16 protein-coding genes and 1 pseudogene are annotated in these 17,030 nt (G+C 56.5%); 12 read left to right on the top strand and 5 right to left on the bottom strand.

What is annotated here, in order from left to right; translation table 11 throughout:
• The 6 genes and pseudogenes from ACYAR8_RS23825 to ACYAR8_RS23800 all read left to right on the top strand — a co-directional run.
• On the top strand, positions 1-736 hold a 736-nt coding region (locus ACYAR8_RS23825; RefSeq protein WP_463581226.1), incomplete at its 5' end, for an RHS repeat-associated core domain-containing protein.
• Positions 733-1,164: a hypothetical protein gene (locus ACYAR8_RS23820; RefSeq protein WP_463581225.1), complete on the top strand. Its 432-nt coding sequence runs from the start codon at positions 733-735 to the stop codon at positions 1,162-1,164. The genes ACYAR8_RS23825 and ACYAR8_RS23820, both read left to right, overlap by 4 nt.
• A 357-nt stretch (positions 1,165-1,521) precedes the next feature.
• Positions 1,522-1,872 (top strand): hypothetical protein, encoded by a 351-nt coding sequence (locus tag ACYAR8_RS23815; protein ID WP_463581224.1) that lies wholly within the window; start codon positions 1,522-1,524, stop codon positions 1,870-1,872.
• A 104-nt stretch (positions 1,873-1,976) separates the two neighbouring features.
• Positions 1,977-2,283: pseudogene (locus tag ACYAR8_RS23810) on the top strand (RHS repeat-associated core domain-containing protein); the annotation flags it as partial.
• A 364-nt stretch (positions 2,284-2,647) separates the two neighbouring features.
• Positions 2,648-3,124 carry a hypothetical protein gene (locus tag ACYAR8_RS23805; protein WP_463581223.1) on the top strand — a complete coding sequence of 159 codons (477 nt, stop codon included), beginning with the start codon at positions 2,648-2,650 and terminating at the stop codon, positions 3,122-3,124.
• Between the two features lie 316 nt (positions 3,125-3,440).
• Positions 3,441-3,773, top strand: coding sequence for a hypothetical protein (locus ACYAR8_RS23800; protein WP_463581222.1), 333 nt, complete (start codon positions 3,441-3,443; stop codon positions 3,771-3,773).
• A gap of 219 nt (positions 3,774-3,992) precedes the next feature.
• Here the strand turns inward: ACYAR8_RS23800 and katE are convergent, their stop codons facing one another.
• Positions 3,993-6,152, bottom strand: a complete 2,160-nt coding sequence (katE, locus tag ACYAR8_RS23795; RefSeq protein ID WP_463581221.1) for a catalase HPII — start codon at positions 6,150-6,152, stop codon at positions 3,993-3,995.
• 382 nt (positions 6,153-6,534) lie between these two features.
• Here katE and ACYAR8_RS23790 point away from each other — a divergent pair, with 382 nt between their 5' ends.
• The 3 genes from ACYAR8_RS23790 (at position 6,535) to ACYAR8_RS23780 (ending at position 9,055) form a co-directional block, all read left to right on the top strand.
• Positions 6,535-7,542 (top strand): methionine ABC transporter ATP-binding protein, encoded by a 1,008-nt coding sequence (locus ACYAR8_RS23790; protein WP_463581220.1) that lies wholly within the window; start codon positions 6,535-6,537, stop codon positions 7,540-7,542.
• Entirely contained in the window at positions 7,542-8,216 is a 675-nt protein-coding gene (locus ACYAR8_RS23785; RefSeq protein ID WP_074886252.1) for a methionine ABC transporter permease, read from the top strand. Before ACYAR8_RS23790 ends, ACYAR8_RS23785 begins: the two co-directional genes overlap by 1 nt.
• Positions 8,217-8,281: 65 nt before the next feature.
• A complete protein-coding gene (locus ACYAR8_RS23780; protein ID WP_074886250.1) occupies positions 8,282-9,055 on the top strand; it encodes a MetQ/NlpA family ABC transporter substrate-binding protein in 774 nt (257 codons plus the stop codon).
• Between the two features lie 46 nt (positions 9,056-9,101).
• Here ACYAR8_RS23780 and ACYAR8_RS23775 read toward each other — a convergent pair whose 3' ends face one another.
• Positions 9,102-9,734 carry an SCO family protein gene (locus ACYAR8_RS23775; protein ID WP_463581219.1) on the bottom strand — a complete coding sequence of 211 codons (633 nt, stop codon included), beginning with the start codon at positions 9,732-9,734 and terminating at the stop codon, positions 9,102-9,104.
• 149 nt (positions 9,735-9,883) lie between these two features.
• Here ACYAR8_RS23775 and ACYAR8_RS23770 point away from each other — a divergent pair, with 149 nt between their 5' ends.
• Entirely contained in the window at positions 9,884-10,534 is a 651-nt protein-coding gene (locus tag ACYAR8_RS23770) for a hypothetical protein (RefSeq protein ID WP_463581218.1), read from the top strand.
• A gap of 24 nt (positions 10,535-10,558) precedes the next feature.
• Here ACYAR8_RS23770 and ACYAR8_RS23765 read toward each other — a convergent pair whose 3' ends face one another.
• The 3 genes from ACYAR8_RS23765 to ACYAR8_RS23755 all read right to left on the bottom strand — a co-directional run bounded on the left by ACYAR8_RS23765 (position 10,559) and on the right by ACYAR8_RS23755 (position 14,284).
• Positions 10,559-12,088: a SulP family inorganic anion transporter gene (locus ACYAR8_RS23765; protein WP_108121279.1), complete on the bottom strand. Its 1,530-nt coding sequence runs from the start codon at positions 12,086-12,088 to the stop codon at positions 10,559-10,561.
• A gap of 131 nt (positions 12,089-12,219) precedes the next feature.
• Positions 12,220-12,885, bottom strand: coding sequence for a carbonic anhydrase (locus ACYAR8_RS23760; RefSeq protein WP_425438847.1), 666 nt, complete (start codon positions 12,883-12,885; stop codon positions 12,220-12,222).
• A 340-nt stretch (positions 12,886-13,225) separates the two neighbouring features.
• Entirely contained in the window at positions 13,226-14,284 is a 1,059-nt protein-coding gene (locus tag ACYAR8_RS23755; RefSeq protein ID WP_463581217.1) for a PA0069 family radical SAM protein, read from the bottom strand.
• A 194-nt stretch (positions 14,285-14,478) separates the two neighbouring features.
• On the opposite strand from ACYAR8_RS23755, the gene ACYAR8_RS23750 reads away from it, so the two are divergent.
• Both ACYAR8_RS23750 and ACYAR8_RS23745 read left to right on the top strand, forming a co-directional pair.
• Positions 14,479-15,132, top strand: coding sequence for a dual specificity protein phosphatase family protein (locus ACYAR8_RS23750; protein WP_463581216.1), 654 nt, complete (start codon positions 14,479-14,481; stop codon positions 15,130-15,132).
• Between the two features lie 193 nt (positions 15,133-15,325).
• A complete protein-coding gene (locus tag ACYAR8_RS23745; RefSeq protein WP_463581215.1) occupies positions 15,326-16,966 on the top strand; it encodes a PI-PLC domain-containing protein in 1,641 nt (546 codons plus the stop codon).
• Positions 16,967-17,030: the final 64 nt, after the last annotated feature.

The following is a 17,030-nucleotide window of genomic DNA, read 5'->3' as shown; positions in this document are numbered from 1 at the left end:
CGTCGCGCTACCAATTGATGCGTTGGCTTGGTACCAATGCGACCACCTCGGCACGCCGCAGGAAATCACCGACCACAACGGCAACACCGCCTGGAGCGCGCAATACAAAGCCTGGGGCGAAGCGCAGGAACAGCGTTCTGAATTCGCCCAACAACTCGGTCTGGCCAACCCGATCAGATTCCAGGGCCAATACCACGACCACGAAACGGGCCTGCACTACAACCGCCATCGATACTATGATCCAAGGGTCGGCCGGTTCATTAGCAAGGATCCGATTGGGTACAGTGGTGGATTAAATCCCTTCCAGTACGCCCCCAACCCTACGGGTTGGTCGGATGCGTTAGGAATGACACGGAGCGCGCATCCAGCACCAAAAAAATCACGTTCTGCAGAGGATGTGGCAGATGAAGCGTTCTCAAAAGGGAGGAAATCCGGCGCTGCGGCTGAACTACGCGCTGGAGATCAATCAATTACCGGCGTTAGTGGGGAAGTCGTACCTCATAATCCACAAGTGACAGGTGCGCTGATGGGAACACCTTTAGAACGGCAAGCTCCATGGCACGGTGGGTGCGCAGAGATCGTATGTCTAGATAAAGCTTTTAACGCCGGAATTGATCCTGCCGGCGGCACTATCAGCACAGTCAATATTGGGTACTCTGGGAAAGGACACGGAACGCCTAAGCCCGCATGTCCAACCTGTGTAGACGTTTTAACGCACTTCGGAGTTAAAGTATGAACCGCGAGCACTTCAAAAAATACAGTATCAACTCGATAGTTCGACCTGCCGGCGACTCTAATGCATTTAAGCATCAGCTGGGCTTCTTTGTCAGCGTTTTGGAAGCGTTGGAAATTTATTTTCCAGACGACGAAAACGATCCGAGGCAGTTAATAAACGACTATATACATAACAGGATTCCCGTTGAAACACTCACTGATAAAGCATCAGTTTGGTGGTCATTCATTGATGATCGAGCAGCAATGCGTGAATTTCGGGAGCCCAATATATTAATGGCTAGACTTGCTATCTGCCTTCTTTATCACGATGACACTAATGATTCGGCGCTAGGGGATAATCTGTCATGGTTTCTTGAGGTGCTTGACGCCTTAGGGGTCGATACGAACATACCCACTAACATGATGATAAGATATTTTGAGTATCGATAACCAGCTCGTAAGTTACATAGGTCGGCCACTTTTGATTCACTACGGTTTAATTATGGAGCGATGCAGCTCAGGGACGGAGCCTGACTATGTTCAATAAAGGCAGCCGTCCTTCTTCAGCTATGCTTAATATTTCACCGCGTGTGATTGAATAGTTAAAGGGGACGAACCCTTTTAGCTCTGGGCTGAACAGTCATGGATGGAGTATTCCGAAAAAATGAAGTTAACGAAGCTGTGCCGAAAAATTATTAGCAAAGAACCCCACAATGATATGAGTGTGTTTTTTCCGATTTTGAAAGCTTTAAGCTAAAGGTGACGGACCCCTTTAGCTCTCTGGCAAGGCGTTTACGGAATAACTAAATGTTTGATGAGTACTTGAATGACGAGCAGTGCTATATTGAACTGGAGCAGTATCTATATGATCGGTTCTTTCTTGAGTGTGACGCGAACGGCGTAGAATTAAAAAAGTTGAAAGTGCCTTTTTATAATACGGCCTTTTCTAATGGCACGCCGTTCAGGGAGGGTAATCCTATATTCTCCGCACGCAATGAAGCCGCCGGCACTATTCTCAGAATAGTCCTTGATGAAGACACTGATTCATTAGTGTCTTATCGCGACAAAGATATGGGGTGTGAGCTCGTTATTATAGCGAGGATAACTTCATTGGCGGACATCACCGAAAAGATGGCCGAATGGGTTAGATCTCAGTAACTGAGTTCGGAGCTGTTGGGACTTTATCGGTTTAACGGAGACTATTGTGTAAAACGAAGGACCTTACGATATGCGCGTAATACAAGAGGAGTTTAAGGGGAAGGACCCCTTTAGCTCAGGAAATCACCGACCAAAACGGCAACACCGCCTGGAGCGCGCAATACAAAGCCTGGGGCGAAGTAACCGAACAGCGCTCCGAATTCGCTCACCAGATCGGCCTGACCAACCCGATCCGTTTCCAGGGCCAATACCACGACCACGAAACAAGACTGCACTACAACCGCCATCGATACTATGATCCAAGGGTCGGCCGGTTCATCAGCAAGGATCCGATTGGCTACAGCGGCGGGCTGAACCTATACCAGTACGTGCCAAATCCGACGGGTTGGATCGACCCACTGGGACTTGCCCGGTTAAAAGGGATAACGCCAAACAATGAAGGCGCGCGTACAGCTATTGAGGCAAAGAATCTGCCAGAAACCCAGCTCGGTTATAGCGAAGGCGCCTTGGGTAACGGCGCTGCGCACCCAGTGGTAAGACAGCTATACGACGACGTTCCGCCAGCCGATCGATCCAAACTTCACGGGGGTTGCGGTGAAGCAGATGCACTTAGTCAGATTGCGACTCAGCACAATCTCCAGTGTGCGACTGATTTACGAGTCCTTGTGCAAGGAGGAACCTCAACGACACTTAGAAACGACGGAAAGCCGCTCGTTTTTTGCGATTCGTGTATTCCTGTAATGAAAACTCTCGGTGTACAGGATGGAGCTTTGAAATGACCGATGATCAAGTACTTAAAGCAATAAGGGCCATTAACGAGCGTTTGAACGAGCAAAATACTTCATATGACGAAGTTAGGTGCTGCTATGCAATGTTTCTGATCAACATGATTAACGCTCAAATGGCCCAAGCCCCCCCATCCGAAGGGCTAGAAACCATAGCTCGGTATTTACAGCAATTCGCAGACATCCAGCTAATTGATCATGATAATAGGCATGTCCAGGAAATGGTTCATAAGCTCTGGACTATTGAGAAAGACTATAGGGAGTTATGCGTGACAACATCAGGCCTCGCTCGCTTTGCTATTCACTGTGCAGCAAGTGAAGCAGAGTGGCTCGAGATGGACCTAGGGGCGCCAACACCTATCTGGACGTACTTCATTACCTTGAAAAAATGTGCCCCTGATATAGGTGAAGAGTTTGTTGCGTTCTTTGATAACTTATTGCCAACCCAAGATAATAGAAGGCGATAGGATGAAAGCGAGTTAAAGGGGACGGACCCCTTTAGCTCTATTCCTGGAGTTCGCCCAGCTCTGATTGAGTTTTTCCAGCGAATACGCAGTGAACCGTAGTCTCCAGTTAATAGGACGGGCCCCTTAAATCCTTATAAATACGGAAACCAGACCCCTTGTCGCTACAAGTCTGGTAACAATGCGCACATCCATAAAGAGGATCCTTCCGGAAACCAGCTTGGCGATCAAGGACACATATCAATAAATCCAAATAAGCTTCATATCGGCATACGTAACCCTGCTGATTTACCTACCGTCGAGGGAGGCCGCACGGATCATGAGCTACGAATACAGGCTAGCATTTGTGGATAATCTGTCAGCCCAAAGCGTCATCGATTTTTTGACGTCCAGCGGACTGTATATCCGGGGCTGCGGTAATTTTATATATTTAAAAGAGCCGAGTGTGGAAAGCGAAGCACCCTACGATATGCGGATAATACAAGAGCGCAGTAATTCAATCTGGCTAGAAGTCGGCCTTCGATCCCCAGGCTTATATAGTTTATTTAGCACTGCAATTGGGGATCATCAATATGTGTGCTTAGAAGATGGGAACCCAAACGATGAGGTGCCATTACATGAAGCATTCCGTCTTAAGCAGATTCCATCGTGAACGAAGTCATCGCTGCCGGATGCCTTTCGCCAACTAATAGTCTTTGTTAAAAAGGCCACGCGCATTAGGGATTTCGAGTTGCAGATGCAGCGTGAAATCGAGCGGACCGAGCCTGCGAAGATTGTGTTGAAACCCGCTCAGCTCTGATCGATTTTTGATCAAAAGAAAAGGCGTTGCCCTCGCGGGCAACGCCTTTTTTGTTACGGCTAGCCCCGCAAATTACGCAGGAATCGCCTTCGCTTTAGGCTCACGAGCCCAGACGCGGTGCTGCTGGATCGCATCGAAGAATGCCTTGAAGGAGGCTTTGTCCGAAACAGTCAGCAAGCCGGCATCGGCTTCCAGGCGCAGCAGGTCGATCAGTTTCTGTGCATCACCGCCGTAGGCAATGGCTTTGAGATGCTTGTATGCCTCAAGCACATAGTGCAGTGCCACGCCATCGCCGCTCAGGGCCTTGATCGAGGCTTCGCCGCCCGGGATGAACACGGCATCGAACGCGACCGATGGCAAACCTTCCATCGAAGCATCAACTGCCAGGGACGCACCGCTCGCGGTTTTGACCGGCGCGGAGGTAGGACCCAGCACCTTGGCATGTGCGCCTTCGGCTTCCAACGCCGCTTTCATCGCCTCTACAGCTTTGTCGTCAACACCGTTCGCGACGAGGATGGCAACTTTGCGCGAAGCAATGTCAGCAGGCAGCAGGTTCGCCTGGCTCAGCAGGGGCGAGCTGTCGACGCTCAACTTGCCGTTGCCTTGCGCTTTGACGGTAGCCGCTTTCGGGGCGGGCAAGCCAAGATTTTCAGCCACACGCGCAGCCAGTGTGAGGTCGATATTCGCGAGAATCTCGTTCACCTGACGGGCGCGAATGTGCTCACGCTCAACCTTGCCCAGCTCGAAGCTGTATGCCGCGATGATGTGCTCTTTCTCGTGCTCGCTCATGCTGTTGAAGAACAGCGTGGCTTGGGAGAAGTGATCGCCAAACGACGGGCTACGTTCACGCACTTTGTGCGCTTCGATGCGCTCTGGATACGTCTCGAAACCGCCATCCTCCGGACCTGCAGGAGTTTCTTTCGGCCAGCCGCCGTCGATGGAGTTCGGCTCGTAGGAAGCGCGACCCTTGTCGATGGTAGTGCGATGCTGAGCATCACGCTGGTTGTTGTGGTTCGGCGAGACCGGACGGTTAATCGGAATCTCGTGGAAGTTCGGCCCACCCAGTCGACTGATCTGCGTATCGGTGTAGGAAAACAGCCGACCTTGCAGCAGCGGATCATTGGAGAAGTCGATACCCGGCACGACGTGGCCTGGGCAGAACGCAACCTGCTCGGTCTCGGCGAAGTAGTTGTCCGGGTTACGGTTGAGCACCATCTTGCCCAGCGGTGTTACCGGCACCAGCTCTTCCGGGATGATTTTGGTCGGGTCCAGAATGTCAAAGTCGAACTTGTGCTCGTCTTCCTCGGCAACGATCTGCACGCCCAGTTCCCATTCCGGGTAGTCGCCCATCTCGATGGACTCCCACAGGTCGCGGCGGTGGAAATCGGTGTCCTTGCCCGCAAGCTTCTGCGCTTCGTCCCACACCAGAGAGCACGTACCGTACTTAGGCTTCCAGTGGAACTTGACGAACGAGGATTTGCCCTCGGTGTTGATCATGCGGAACGTGTGAATGCCGAAACCCTGCATGGAGCGCAGGCTTTTCGGAATCGCACGGTCGGACATGGTCCACAGCACCATGTGCGCGGACTCCGGCACCAGGGAAACGAAGTCCCAGAAGGTGTCGTGGGCCGAGCCGCCCGTAGGGATTTCGTTATGAGGCTCTGGCTTCACCGCATGTACAAAATCGGGAAACTTGATGGCGTCCTGAATGAAGAACACCGGCATATTGTTGCCGACCAGGTCGTAGTTGCCTTCGCCAGTATAGAACTTGACCGCGAAACCGCGTACGTCACGGACCGTGTCGCCGGAACCGCGAGGGCCCTGGACGGTGGAGAAACGCGTGAAGACGGGGGTTTTCTTGCCAGGGTCTCGCAGGAATTCAGCTTTTGACAGCGCCGAGTGGTTCTCGTAGGTCTGGAAGTAACCGTGAGCCGCCGTGCCGCGCGCGTGGACGATACGCTCCGGAATGCGTTCATGGTCAAAGTGAGTGATCTTCTCGCGCATGATGAAGTCTTCGAGCAGCGACGGGCCGCGCGAGCCGACTTTCAGCGTGTTTTGGTTGTCGGAGATCTTTACGCCCTGATTGGTGCGCAAAGCCTCGCCGGTGGCGTCGGAGCGGAAGGTTTCAAGGCTTTCGATCTTGGCGTTGGTATTGCCACGATCCAGCGTGTCAGTGCCAGCCAGTTCACTGTTGGCGTGGGCGCTAACAGGTGGATTGGTGTTCTTACTCATCAGACAAAACTCCTCGGTTCGAGCGGCTCCCTGTTCGGCATTCCATGGTGTGGAGGCAGCAGGAGCTCGTAGGCAGAAATGCCTGACACGAAGTCAGGCATTATTCAGGCGCTAAGTAAGTGACTGACGATGAAATCAGCCGTTCCGTTTGTTTTTCCAATTCCTTGATTTCCACCGTCAGCCCGACAGTCGGCCATCCATATGACCGTTCGGCAGGTGCAGTGCGAAATAAATGCTAAGAAGGCTGGGCCCAATCCGGATTCGACAGGCTAAAATGCGCGCCCGGTTTACCCAGCCGAAGCCGAAATGGCATCGCTCAGCAGCGTGATGAAGGCATGAGTCTCCACGCTGATTTTTCAACGCGCCCCACAAGGTTCGCTCCGTGATCGAGTTTCAAAACGTCCACAAAACCTATCGGGTAGCCGATCGGGAAATTCCCGCGCTGCACCCCACCAGCCTGCGCATCGAAAACGGCCAGGTGTTTGGTCTGATCGGCCACTCCGGCGCCGGCAAGAGCACCATGCTGCGCCTGATCAACCGCCTTGAAGCGCCGAGCGGCGGCAAGATCCTGGTCGATGACGTCGATGTCACTGCGCTGGACGCCGACGGACTGCGCGGCTTCCGCCGCCAGGTCGGCATGATTTTCCAGCACTTCAATCTGCTGTCGTCCAAAACCGTGGCCGACAACGTCGCCATGCCGCTGACGCTGGCCGGGGACATGTCCCGCGCTCAGATCGATCAGCGCGTGGCCGATCTGCTTGCCCGCGTGGGTCTTTCCGATCACGCCAAAAAGTACCCGGCGCAATTGTCCGGCGGCCAGAAGCAACGCGTCGGCATCGCCCGCGCGCTGGCAACCAAGCCGAAAATTCTGCTGTGCGACGAGGCCACCAGCGCCCTCGACCCACAAACCACGGCATCGGTGTTGCAGCTGCTGGCCGAGATCAATCGCGAGCTGAAGCTGACCATCGTGCTGATCACCCACGAAATGGACGTGATCCGTCGCGTCTGCGATCAGGTGGCGGTCATGGATGCGGGTGTCATCGTTGAGCAGGGCGCTGTGGCCGATGTGTTTCTGCACCCCAAGCACCCGACCACTCGCCGCTTTGTGCAGGAAGACGAAGAGGTCGACGAAAACCAGCTGAACAGCGATTTCGCCCATGTTCAGGGTCGCATCGTGCGCCTGACGTTTCAGGGCGAAGCGACCTACGCGCCATTGCTGGGCACGGTCGCGCGGGAAACCGGCGTGGACTACAGCATTCTGGCCGGTCGTATCGACCGCATCAAAGACACGCCTTACGGGCAACTGACGCTGGCCATCACCGGTGGTGACATGGACGCCGCGTTTGCTCGCTTCACCGCAGCCGACGTTCACATGGAGGTCCTGCGCTGATGGACGCCTTTCTCAATCTGTTTTCCAACGTCGACTGGTACGAAATCTGGCTGGCCACCGGCGACACCCTGATCATGCTTGGCGTCTCGCTGGCGTTCACCATCCTGCTGGGCCTGCCGCTTGGCGTGCTGATGTTCCTGACCTCTCCGCGTCAGTTGCTTGAGAACAAGCCGGTTTACACCACCGTGGGCTTGATCGTGAACATGCTGCGGGCGCTGCCGTTCATCATCCTGCTGATCGTGATGATGCCGCTCACGGAAATCATCACTGGCACTTCACTGGGCATTCTTGGCACGCTGCCACCGTTGATCGCAGGCGCAACGCCGTTCTTCGCGCGCCTGGTGGAAACCGCGTTGCGGGAAGTGGATCGTGGGATCATCGAGGCCACTCAGGCGATGGGCGCCACAACCCGGCAGATCGTGATCAAGGCGCTGTTGCCTGAAGCACGCCCGGGCATCCTCGCCGCAATCACCGTGACCGCGATTGCGTTGGTGTCGTTCACGGCGATGGCCGGTGCGGTCGGTGCCGGTGGCCTGGGCGATCTGGCGATTCGTTACGGTTACCAACGCTTCCAGAACGATGTGATGTTTGTCACGGTCGTATTGCTGCTGGTGCTGGTGCAGATCCTGCAAACCGTTGGCGACAGACTGGTCGCGCACTTTTCACACCGTTAACCGAATTCGCCGGTCACTGACCGGCAGATGCATGCGACTGCGCGTGCATTTCAGGAGCAATAGAAATGAAAAAGTTGTTGGCTGTATTCGCTGCTGTGGCGGCCCTGTCTGCCCATGCCGATGAGACCTTGACCGTCGCGGCCTCCGCTGTGCCCCACGCCGAGATTCTCGAGTTCGTGAAGCCGATGCTGGCGAAGGAAGGCGTGACGCTAAACGTGAAGGTGTTCAACGATTACATTCAGCCGAACGTACAGGTCGACCAGAGCCGCATGGATGCCAACTTCTTCCAGCATCAGCCGTATCTGGATGAGTTCAACAAGGGCAAGGGTACGCATCTGGTAAGTGTGGCCAAGGTTCACATCGAGCCGTTTGGCGCTTACTCGGACAAGCTCAAGAGTCTGGCCGAGCTGCCGGATGGCGCTAACGTGGCCATCCCGAATGACGCCACCAACGAGGGCCGTGCCCTGTTGCTGTTGGTGAAGGCCGGTCTGATCACCCTGAAAGATCCGACCAGCATCACCGCCAAGCCAAGCGACGTGCAGCAGAACCCGAAGAACCTGAAATTCCGTGAGCTGGAAGCGGCGACGCTGCCACGGGTACTGACGCAGGTGGACCTGGCGCTGATCAACACCAACTACGCCCTGACCGCCAAGCTGGATCCGACCAAGGACGCGCTGGTCATCGAAGGGGCGGAGTCGCCATACGCGAACATCCTCGTGACCCGCGAAGACAACAAGGATGCCCCGGCCATCCAGAAACTGGTCGCCGCGCTGCACAGCCCGGAAACCAAGGCGTTCATCGTTGAGAAGTACAAAGGCGCCGTGGTCCCGGCGTTCTGATCACCACACGCCCATGATCTCGGCGCAACGCCGAGATCAGCAGTCCTTATTTTCTCTCAACCAGCCCCGGCAACTGCGCTACCAGCTTCTGGCTGTTCAGCGGCGCGCGGATGAACCCGCGCTGGGTGCCGTCGGGGCCGAGGAGGGCGAGGTTGCCGCTGTGGTCGACGGTGTAATTCGGCTTGCTGGTATCCGCCGGGATATACGGGATGCTCACGGCATTCGCCAGCTTCTTGAGCGTGTCGACCGGCGCCCTCAGGCCGACGAACTGCTTGTCGAAATAACCCAGGTATTGCTTGAGCTGTTGCGGAGTGTCGCGATCGGGATCGACGCTAACCAGCACAATGCGCAGCTTGTCGACGGCCTCACGGGGCAGCTCGCTTTTGATCTGACGCAACTGGGCGAGGGTGGTCGGGCAGATGTCCGGGCAGAAGGTGTAGCCGAAGAACAATACCGTCCATTTGCCCTTCAATTGGCTCAATGAAAGGGGTTGGCCGTCCTGATCGGTGAGCGAGAGATCCGGCACAGCGCGGCTCTGCGGGAGAAGGATAATCCCTGCATCAATATGGGCGGCCTGGTCGCCCTGGTCCGTTCCGGACAGCACACGGTAGACGGTCAGGCCAAGCACCAGTGCCACGATGGCCACAAGGATGAAGACAGTTTTCTGGGTTCGGGTCATGGGTTCAACACATCAGTAATCCAGGAGCGCGCGATTATGCACATAAGCGTGAACCTGTTATGACAATTACGTCTTAGCCTCATCCGTGAGCAGGCTAAGGTATGACTTCCCTATAATGACCGCCTGGTTTCATTGCCTATGGAGCATCCATGAACACCGCCGCATTGCGCGAGCAGATCACTAGAGCCCAGGAACACGAAAACCAATCCGGTCAGCTACTGCGCCAGTTGGAATCGCAACTTCCTCATCTTCACCCGTCCATTCACCTGCCTGACGTAGACGCAAGAGGCGTACTGACGCGTTTCGTCATTGCCTATATCGGTCAGGTTCCGGACTTGCTGGATACCGCCCATGACGTAGCACTGCAGGCGGGCATCGAAAGCCAGATCGAACCGGTTCTGAAAATCGCCGAGCAATTCTTCACCGCGCCGCCCGCCATCATGGCGGGCCATGAAGGGCTGGATGGATTGTTGGATGAAGCGTATCTGGCCCACCGCCTGGTGGAAGAAGTGAATGATCTGTACATCAAGCATTTCGGCCAGCCTCTGATACCGGTGAACACCACCGTGGCCAGCGTCATCGCCCACCAACTGATCGGCGAGTCGTTTGCCAATCAGCTCGACGAAGTGGTCCATCACGCAATCGACGAGATGCTCGATGACGACAGCTTCTCGCTGGAGTCGGTGGAAGCCTACCGGGAACGCCTCGCCAGCCCGGACACCGATGCGGCGTGGAGACGCTGGCCCAGCCTGTCGCGTCAGCTGGGCGTTGGGCTGGAGCTGGAGTGCGGGAAAGACTGACCCCGCACTCCCTCCACGCGGACCTTAATGCAGCGCAGCGCCTCCGATCGACGTGCGAATCCTTCCTTCCACGCGACGCTTGAGCAACCGTTGCTCCAACAGTAAACGCGAGCCCTGCGCGGCGTTGGCGCGACCCCATTCCTCCAGCAGCTCAAGGCAGGAATGGTCGATGTACCTCAGGTTGCCCAGCGGGACATGCAGCGTGGTGCCGGGCGGCACGGTTTCCAGCGTCTGCGTCAGAGCCGGCACCTTGAGGAACGTGGCCGAACCGTTGAGGCGCAGCTCCATTTCCCCTTCGGCCGGCAGGTCGACGAGATTGATCTTCAAGCGCGATGCACTCAGCGCCAGCTTCACCAGTGTCAGGCCAAAGCCGATCAATACACCCGTCAGCAGGTCGGTCAGGACAATCGCGCTGGCGGTCGCGCCGTAGATGAACATCGGCATGCGGCCGTAGCGTCCCAGCCCCTTGAGCGCCTGAACATTCACCAGCTTCACGCCGGTGTAGACCAGCACGCCGGCAAGGCTCGCCACGGGAATGCTCTGCAGCACACTGGACAGCAACAGCACGAACGCCAGCAGCCACAGACCGTGGAACATCGCCGACAGCCGCGTCTTGGCACCCGCCTGCACGTTTGCCGAACTGCGCACGATCACGCCGGTCATCGGCAAAGCGCCGACCAGACCGCAGAGCATGTTGCCCACGCCCTGGGCACTGAGCTCCTTGTCGAAGTCCGAACGCTGGCCGTCGTGCATCCTATCCACTGCCGCTGCCGACAACAGAGTTTCTGCGCTGGCAATAAAGGCGACGGCAATCGCCGCGATCAGGATGGCAGGGTCAGCCAGGTTCAGCAGGTCTGCAGGGCGCAGCCAGTCGATGGCCTCGGCCAGATTGGCCGGAACCTCGACGCGCTTGACCTGCAAGCTCATCACCAGACTCACCACCGTCGCAATGCCGACGCCGAGCAACGCGCCCGGTACGAACCGAAGTGCATGAGGCCGACGCTTTTCCCATAGCCACATGACTGCGATGGTGCCCAGCCCGAGCAGACCGGCCTGCATGGCGCTGCCCATCCCCATTGCACCCATGACGGTCTGCGGGAACGCCACGAGATTGTCGAGCCCGGAAGGCTTGGGCCCGCTGTCGAACATGACGTGAACCTGAGAGAGCACGATCAGCACGCCGATGCCCGCGAGCATGCCGTACACCACCGCCGGCGCCGTGACGCGAAACCAGCAGCCGAGCTTCAAGCGTCCGGCCAGCAATTGCAGCGCACCGGCGAGCAACAAAATCGGGCCAAGCATGGCCATGCCGTGCTCACGAACCAGCTCGAACACCAGCACTGCCAGACCTGCCGCCGGGCCGCTGACCTGCAGCGGCGAACCGGCCAGCCAGCCCACCACCAGACCGCCGATGATTCCGGTGATCAGACCCTTGGAGGGCGGCATGCCGGAAGCGATGGCGATCCCCATGCACAGCGGCAGGGCCACCAGAAAAACCACCACGGAAGCCAGTAGCTCCCGTGGTAACAGCGCTTTCAGATCAGTAGTAGCCATGACGACTCTCCGGAATTCAGACGTGACAACGCCCGGCGGCACACGCTATGCGCGGCCGCTACGAGCTTGTATGAGGGTGGAACCGTCAGGGCCGACGCCGCTGCACTCTGGCGCAGCGGGTCAGCCGGCGATCAATATCGCCCGCGGGGGATCGACGCCATCGGCACCGGATGGTCGCCATCCAAGGGCAGGAAGCAGTCCTGCTCGGCATCGTAGGCGCGGATTTCGCTGGTCTCGATGTTGTAAACCCAGCCGTGGATGAACAGCTGACCGCTGGCCAGCTTGGACGCCACGGAAGGGTGAGTGCGCAGATGCTGCAGCTGCGCGATGACGTTTTCTTCGGTGAGCACGTGCATGGTTTCATGCTCGCTGGTGCAGTTGCAGTTATCCTGCACAACGGTCTTGGCAACCTCGGCGTGACGCAGCCAGGCTTTGACCGTCGGCATTTTTTCCAGGGTGTCGGGGTTGAGAACGGCGCGCATGGCCCCGCAATCGGAGTGGCCACAGACAATGATGTGCTGCACGCCCAAGGCCAGGACAGCGTATTCAATAGCCGTCGAGACGCCGCCATTCATGGGGCCATAAGGCGGGACGACGTTACCCACGTTACGGGTGACGAACAGATCGCCTGGCGAGCTTTGGGTAATGAGTTCCGGGACGATGCGCGAGTCGGCGCAGGTGATGAACATGGCCCGGGGATGTTGGGCGGTGGCGAGTTTCTTGAACAGTTCTTCCTGCTGAGGGAATACGTCATGGCGGAATTGCTTGAAGCCATCAACGAGTTGCTTCAGTGCCATTTCGGCGGTTTCCACCTGAGGCGTTACGCCTGTCGTCGCAGCCTGAGGCTGCTTATCCTGGTCACTCATGTTTCATCCTCTCTGACGGATTTAGGTGAATTTTCCGGCGAATCCTGTGGATGACCCACTTTTTTCTGGCCTTCGTACGACTCTTTTCCTACAAGACCAATCGGTCACTTCCGACTCACCTTAACGACGCAAACTTAATTGAAACTGAATGCATGGCTCTAGATCACGGGTCTTGCGTTAGAAAATCTAAACCGCAAGCTCGCGCTCCTGCAATGGCAACCCGGTTCAAGCCGCAAGATCAGCGATCTCGCCCTGTAAGACGCCACTCGAGTCACAACAGCGACATCTGACCGCCGGGCGGGCAAAACGCGCTGCAATCCAGCTGAAAACTTTCCCGCCGGTTCAAGCCGTGCTTCTTGATGGCGAGGCTGTAACGCTGCGCCAGCAGCTCGGCGAACACCCCCTCACCGCGCATTCGCGAGCCAAAGCGGCTGTCGTACACCTCACCGCCACGGCTCTGTCGTACCAGGCTCATCACATGCTCGGCCCTCTGCGGATAATGCGCCTGGAGCCACTCTTCGAACAACGGGGCAACCTCCAGGGGCAGACGCAGCATCACGTAGCTCGCACTCAATGCGCCGGCGGCCTTGGCCTCGGCCATCAGCTTCTCCAGCTCCATGTCATTGATCATCGGAATCATCGGCGCGAGCAAAACGCCCACCGGCACACCGGCATCGCGCAAGACCCGGATCGCCCGCAGCCTGGCTTTAGGCGCGGCAGCACGGGGTTCAAGGATGCGCTTGAGCTCATCGTCCAGCGTCGTAAGGCTGATGAACACCGACACCAGCCGCAGCTTTGCCAGCTCGGACAGCAGATCCAGATCCCGGAGAATCAGCGAGCCCTTGGTGATGATCGTCACCGGATGGCGATAGCGCAGCAGCACTTCCAGCGTCGCCCGGCTCAATGCGTATTCGCGCTCGATGGGCTGATACGGGTCGGTGTTCGCGCCCAGGGTGATCGGCGCGACGCTATAGCCTGGCTTGGACAGCTGCTGCTCCAGCAGCGCGGCAGCATTGGTTTTGGCGATCAATCTGGTTTCGAAGTCCAGCCCCGGCGACATGTCCCAATAAGCGTGGCTCGGTCTGGCGTAGCAATAAATGCAGCCATGCTCGCATCCCCGGTAAGGATTGATCGAACGGTCGAAAGGAATGTCGGGCGACGAGTTGCGCGCGATGATGCTCTTGGCCGTTTCCAGCGTGACGGTGGTGCCTTGGGTCAGCGGCACTTCCTGGTACCAGCCGTCGTCTTCGACCACGGATCGGTTGGGCGCAAAGCGGTTATGCGGGTTGGTTGCGGTGCCGCGCCCGCGCGGGGGCAATTTAATGGACATGACGGCTCCTCGATAACTGGTTATGCATACAGTATCGCGAAACGCTCATGCCCTTCACTCGCAGACCCGGAAAAAACCCTGGCGCCGATCAACGGCTTTCACCAACTTTTGACACGCGCCTCACAGCGCCTTGACCCAAGGCAGCGAAGACTTGCCGCATCGATAAATGGCTGGTTTTCCACGGTACGTCTTCCATGCGCCTTCGCCCGCTCGCTGCTCAACTCATCCTAATGCTGGCCGTGTCATATGCCTCTCTCGCTGAAGCCGAGGATGTTTCACCGGCGCAATTGTCACGCCCTTCGCAGTGGGCGCAGCTGGTGGATGCGCACTACAACCTCTACCAGATCACGCCAACGCTTTACCGCAGTCGCCAGCCTGACGCTGCCGCACAGCCACTTCTGCAACAGCTTGGCGTACACACGGTGATCAACTTCCTCAAGGAAAGTGACAGCAAATGGCTGTCGGACGCCTCCGTGGCGCAGGTCCAGATTCCGTTACAAGTGGTTCACATTGACGATGCCGATGTGATCGAAAGCCTGCGCGCCATACAGACGGCGCAACAAAACGGGCCAGTGCTCATTCACTGCAAGCACGGCCTGGACCGAACCGGTCTGGTGGCAGCGATGTACCGCATCGTCGCCCAGGGCTGGAGCAAACAGGCGGCGCTGGATGAGATGGAGCACGGCGGTTATGGCGACGAAGACAGCCTCAAGCGCGGGATTGCCTACATCAATAATGTCGATGTGGCGGCGCTGAAGTCGGCAATGGATAGCGGTGCGTGCAGCACCAGCGTGTTTGCCCTTTGTGCGATTAAAGGCTGGTCGCACAAAGTAGGCATGATCAATTAAGGGGATCGGTTTCATCGTTGCCTTGCCAATCGATCCAGTCCCCTTGCTCGAAAATCACTCGCATTTTGCAACATAGCCTTCTGGCGGCAGGGTGGCGCTGACACAAAACACAACTACTACTAAGCACATGCCGATATTGGCATGGATGCGTTTAACGCCTACCGGAAACACCCTATCGAAAAGGATTTCGACAATGACGTTCAATTACACACGGATTGCCCTGGCGGCAATTTTTGGCATAGCCACACTCAAGGCACACGCGACTATGCTCGATTCGCGGAATAACCCATTCAATGAGTACAGTTGGGTCACCACCCATAATTCCTATGAAAAGATCAATCAAAACCTGAAGGAGATGCCGAGCCAACTCAACGATGGCGTCAGAGGTTTCATGCTTGATCTTTATGTAGAAAACACAAATCCTCGCCCCGAAGAACGCATCAAAGTGTGCCATAAGCAATTGGCCTGCTACGGGCCGTTATCCAATCACTTGAAAACAGAATTTCTGCCTTTCCTGCAAAGGAATCCAAGTGAGGTCGTCACGCTGTTCCTCGAAACCTACGTCAACCGGGAACACCTGCAGGAGGTATTCAATACCCTGCCGGAGCTGGCGAGCGTTTCATTCGACCCGGCAAACTTCGCTGCGGATCGGTGGCCGACGCTCAACCAGATGGCGGCACGTAATAACCGTCTGATCCTGTTGGCGGACAAACGTGAGGTCGCAGGCGACTACTGGGTGCAGGGCAAAAAGATCACGGTCATGTTTGATCAGGATTGGATTGTGCAGAACAAGTGGGACACTCTGGGGAACGTTGCCAGCAGCATTGAAAGTACTCACGACTGGTCTTGCCCCACGCGCTGGGGTGGGTTGCCGCTCAACACTGAAAGGGTAGCCGCCTCGACGGGTAAGCAGTGGAAACGGTTGTTCCTCATGAATCAGTTTCACCCGGGCACATCTACCGTCTTCGACTCGGCCAGCTACGACAATAACCTGACTTACCTCAAGCGCCGCCAGGACAACTGTGGTGTTGCCCCCAACTACGTTGGTATCAACAATTACAAGAGCGGTGAGGCAGAGCGTTATACCGCTGCGCTCAACAACGGCGGCATCTTTCTGCATGAAGGTCGAAATGCAAGCCGGTTACAAGACATTGTCTGCGTGATCCCTGTCAGCACCGGGGTGGTCAATCGCAAGGCCAACGGTTGTGAAAACGATGAGGCGAGGTCGATGTCCTTGTCGGGTGTTGCCAGTGGAACCCGCATTCAGTTGTTCGACAGTGGCAGTGGCAATACCCAGGACGACCACATCACCATCGACGTGAAGCGCAACATTGGCATTGGCGAGCGTGTAGTCATTCCGAGTTTCGAGTCCGATGCGAGCACCAGCGATTACCAGGCCGTTTATAACCGCAACAACGGGCTTGATGGAAAGACGTCGCGCATTGTCATCAGCCGGACACCCACCGACTTTTCCGATGCATCGGTGGCGTTCTACGAGGGCACCCATGCCAGTCAGAACCTGGATTGCGTGATTCCTTTCAGCTCCAGTTACAACATGAAGATGAAGAGCAATAGCTTTGGCTGTTCCAACGACGAAATCCAGTCTGCCAGAATCCTCAAGGCCAAAGCGGGCACGTCTTTCACGCTCACGGGCCATCCCCAAGGTGATTTCAGCGAGGGGCGAACGACTGTGGAGGTTCTGCGCGACATTACCCTTCCCGTCGTCATCCCGAGCTTCAACAGCAGCTATTCAAACAGCGACGTTAAAGTGACGAATTACACCAGGGCCGTCGGAGGCAAGATCTCTTTCGCCTATATCAACGGCGCACGGTAATCCGCAAACGATACAAAAAAAGGGATACCCACGGCGGGCATCCCTTTTTTTATCCGAGATCACG

This window comes from Pseudomonas sp. HP_01 (genome assembly GCF_055284355.1).
The sequence above is the reverse complement of the archived record's forward strand: the minus strand, read 5'-3'. Positions and strand labels throughout refer to the sequence as shown.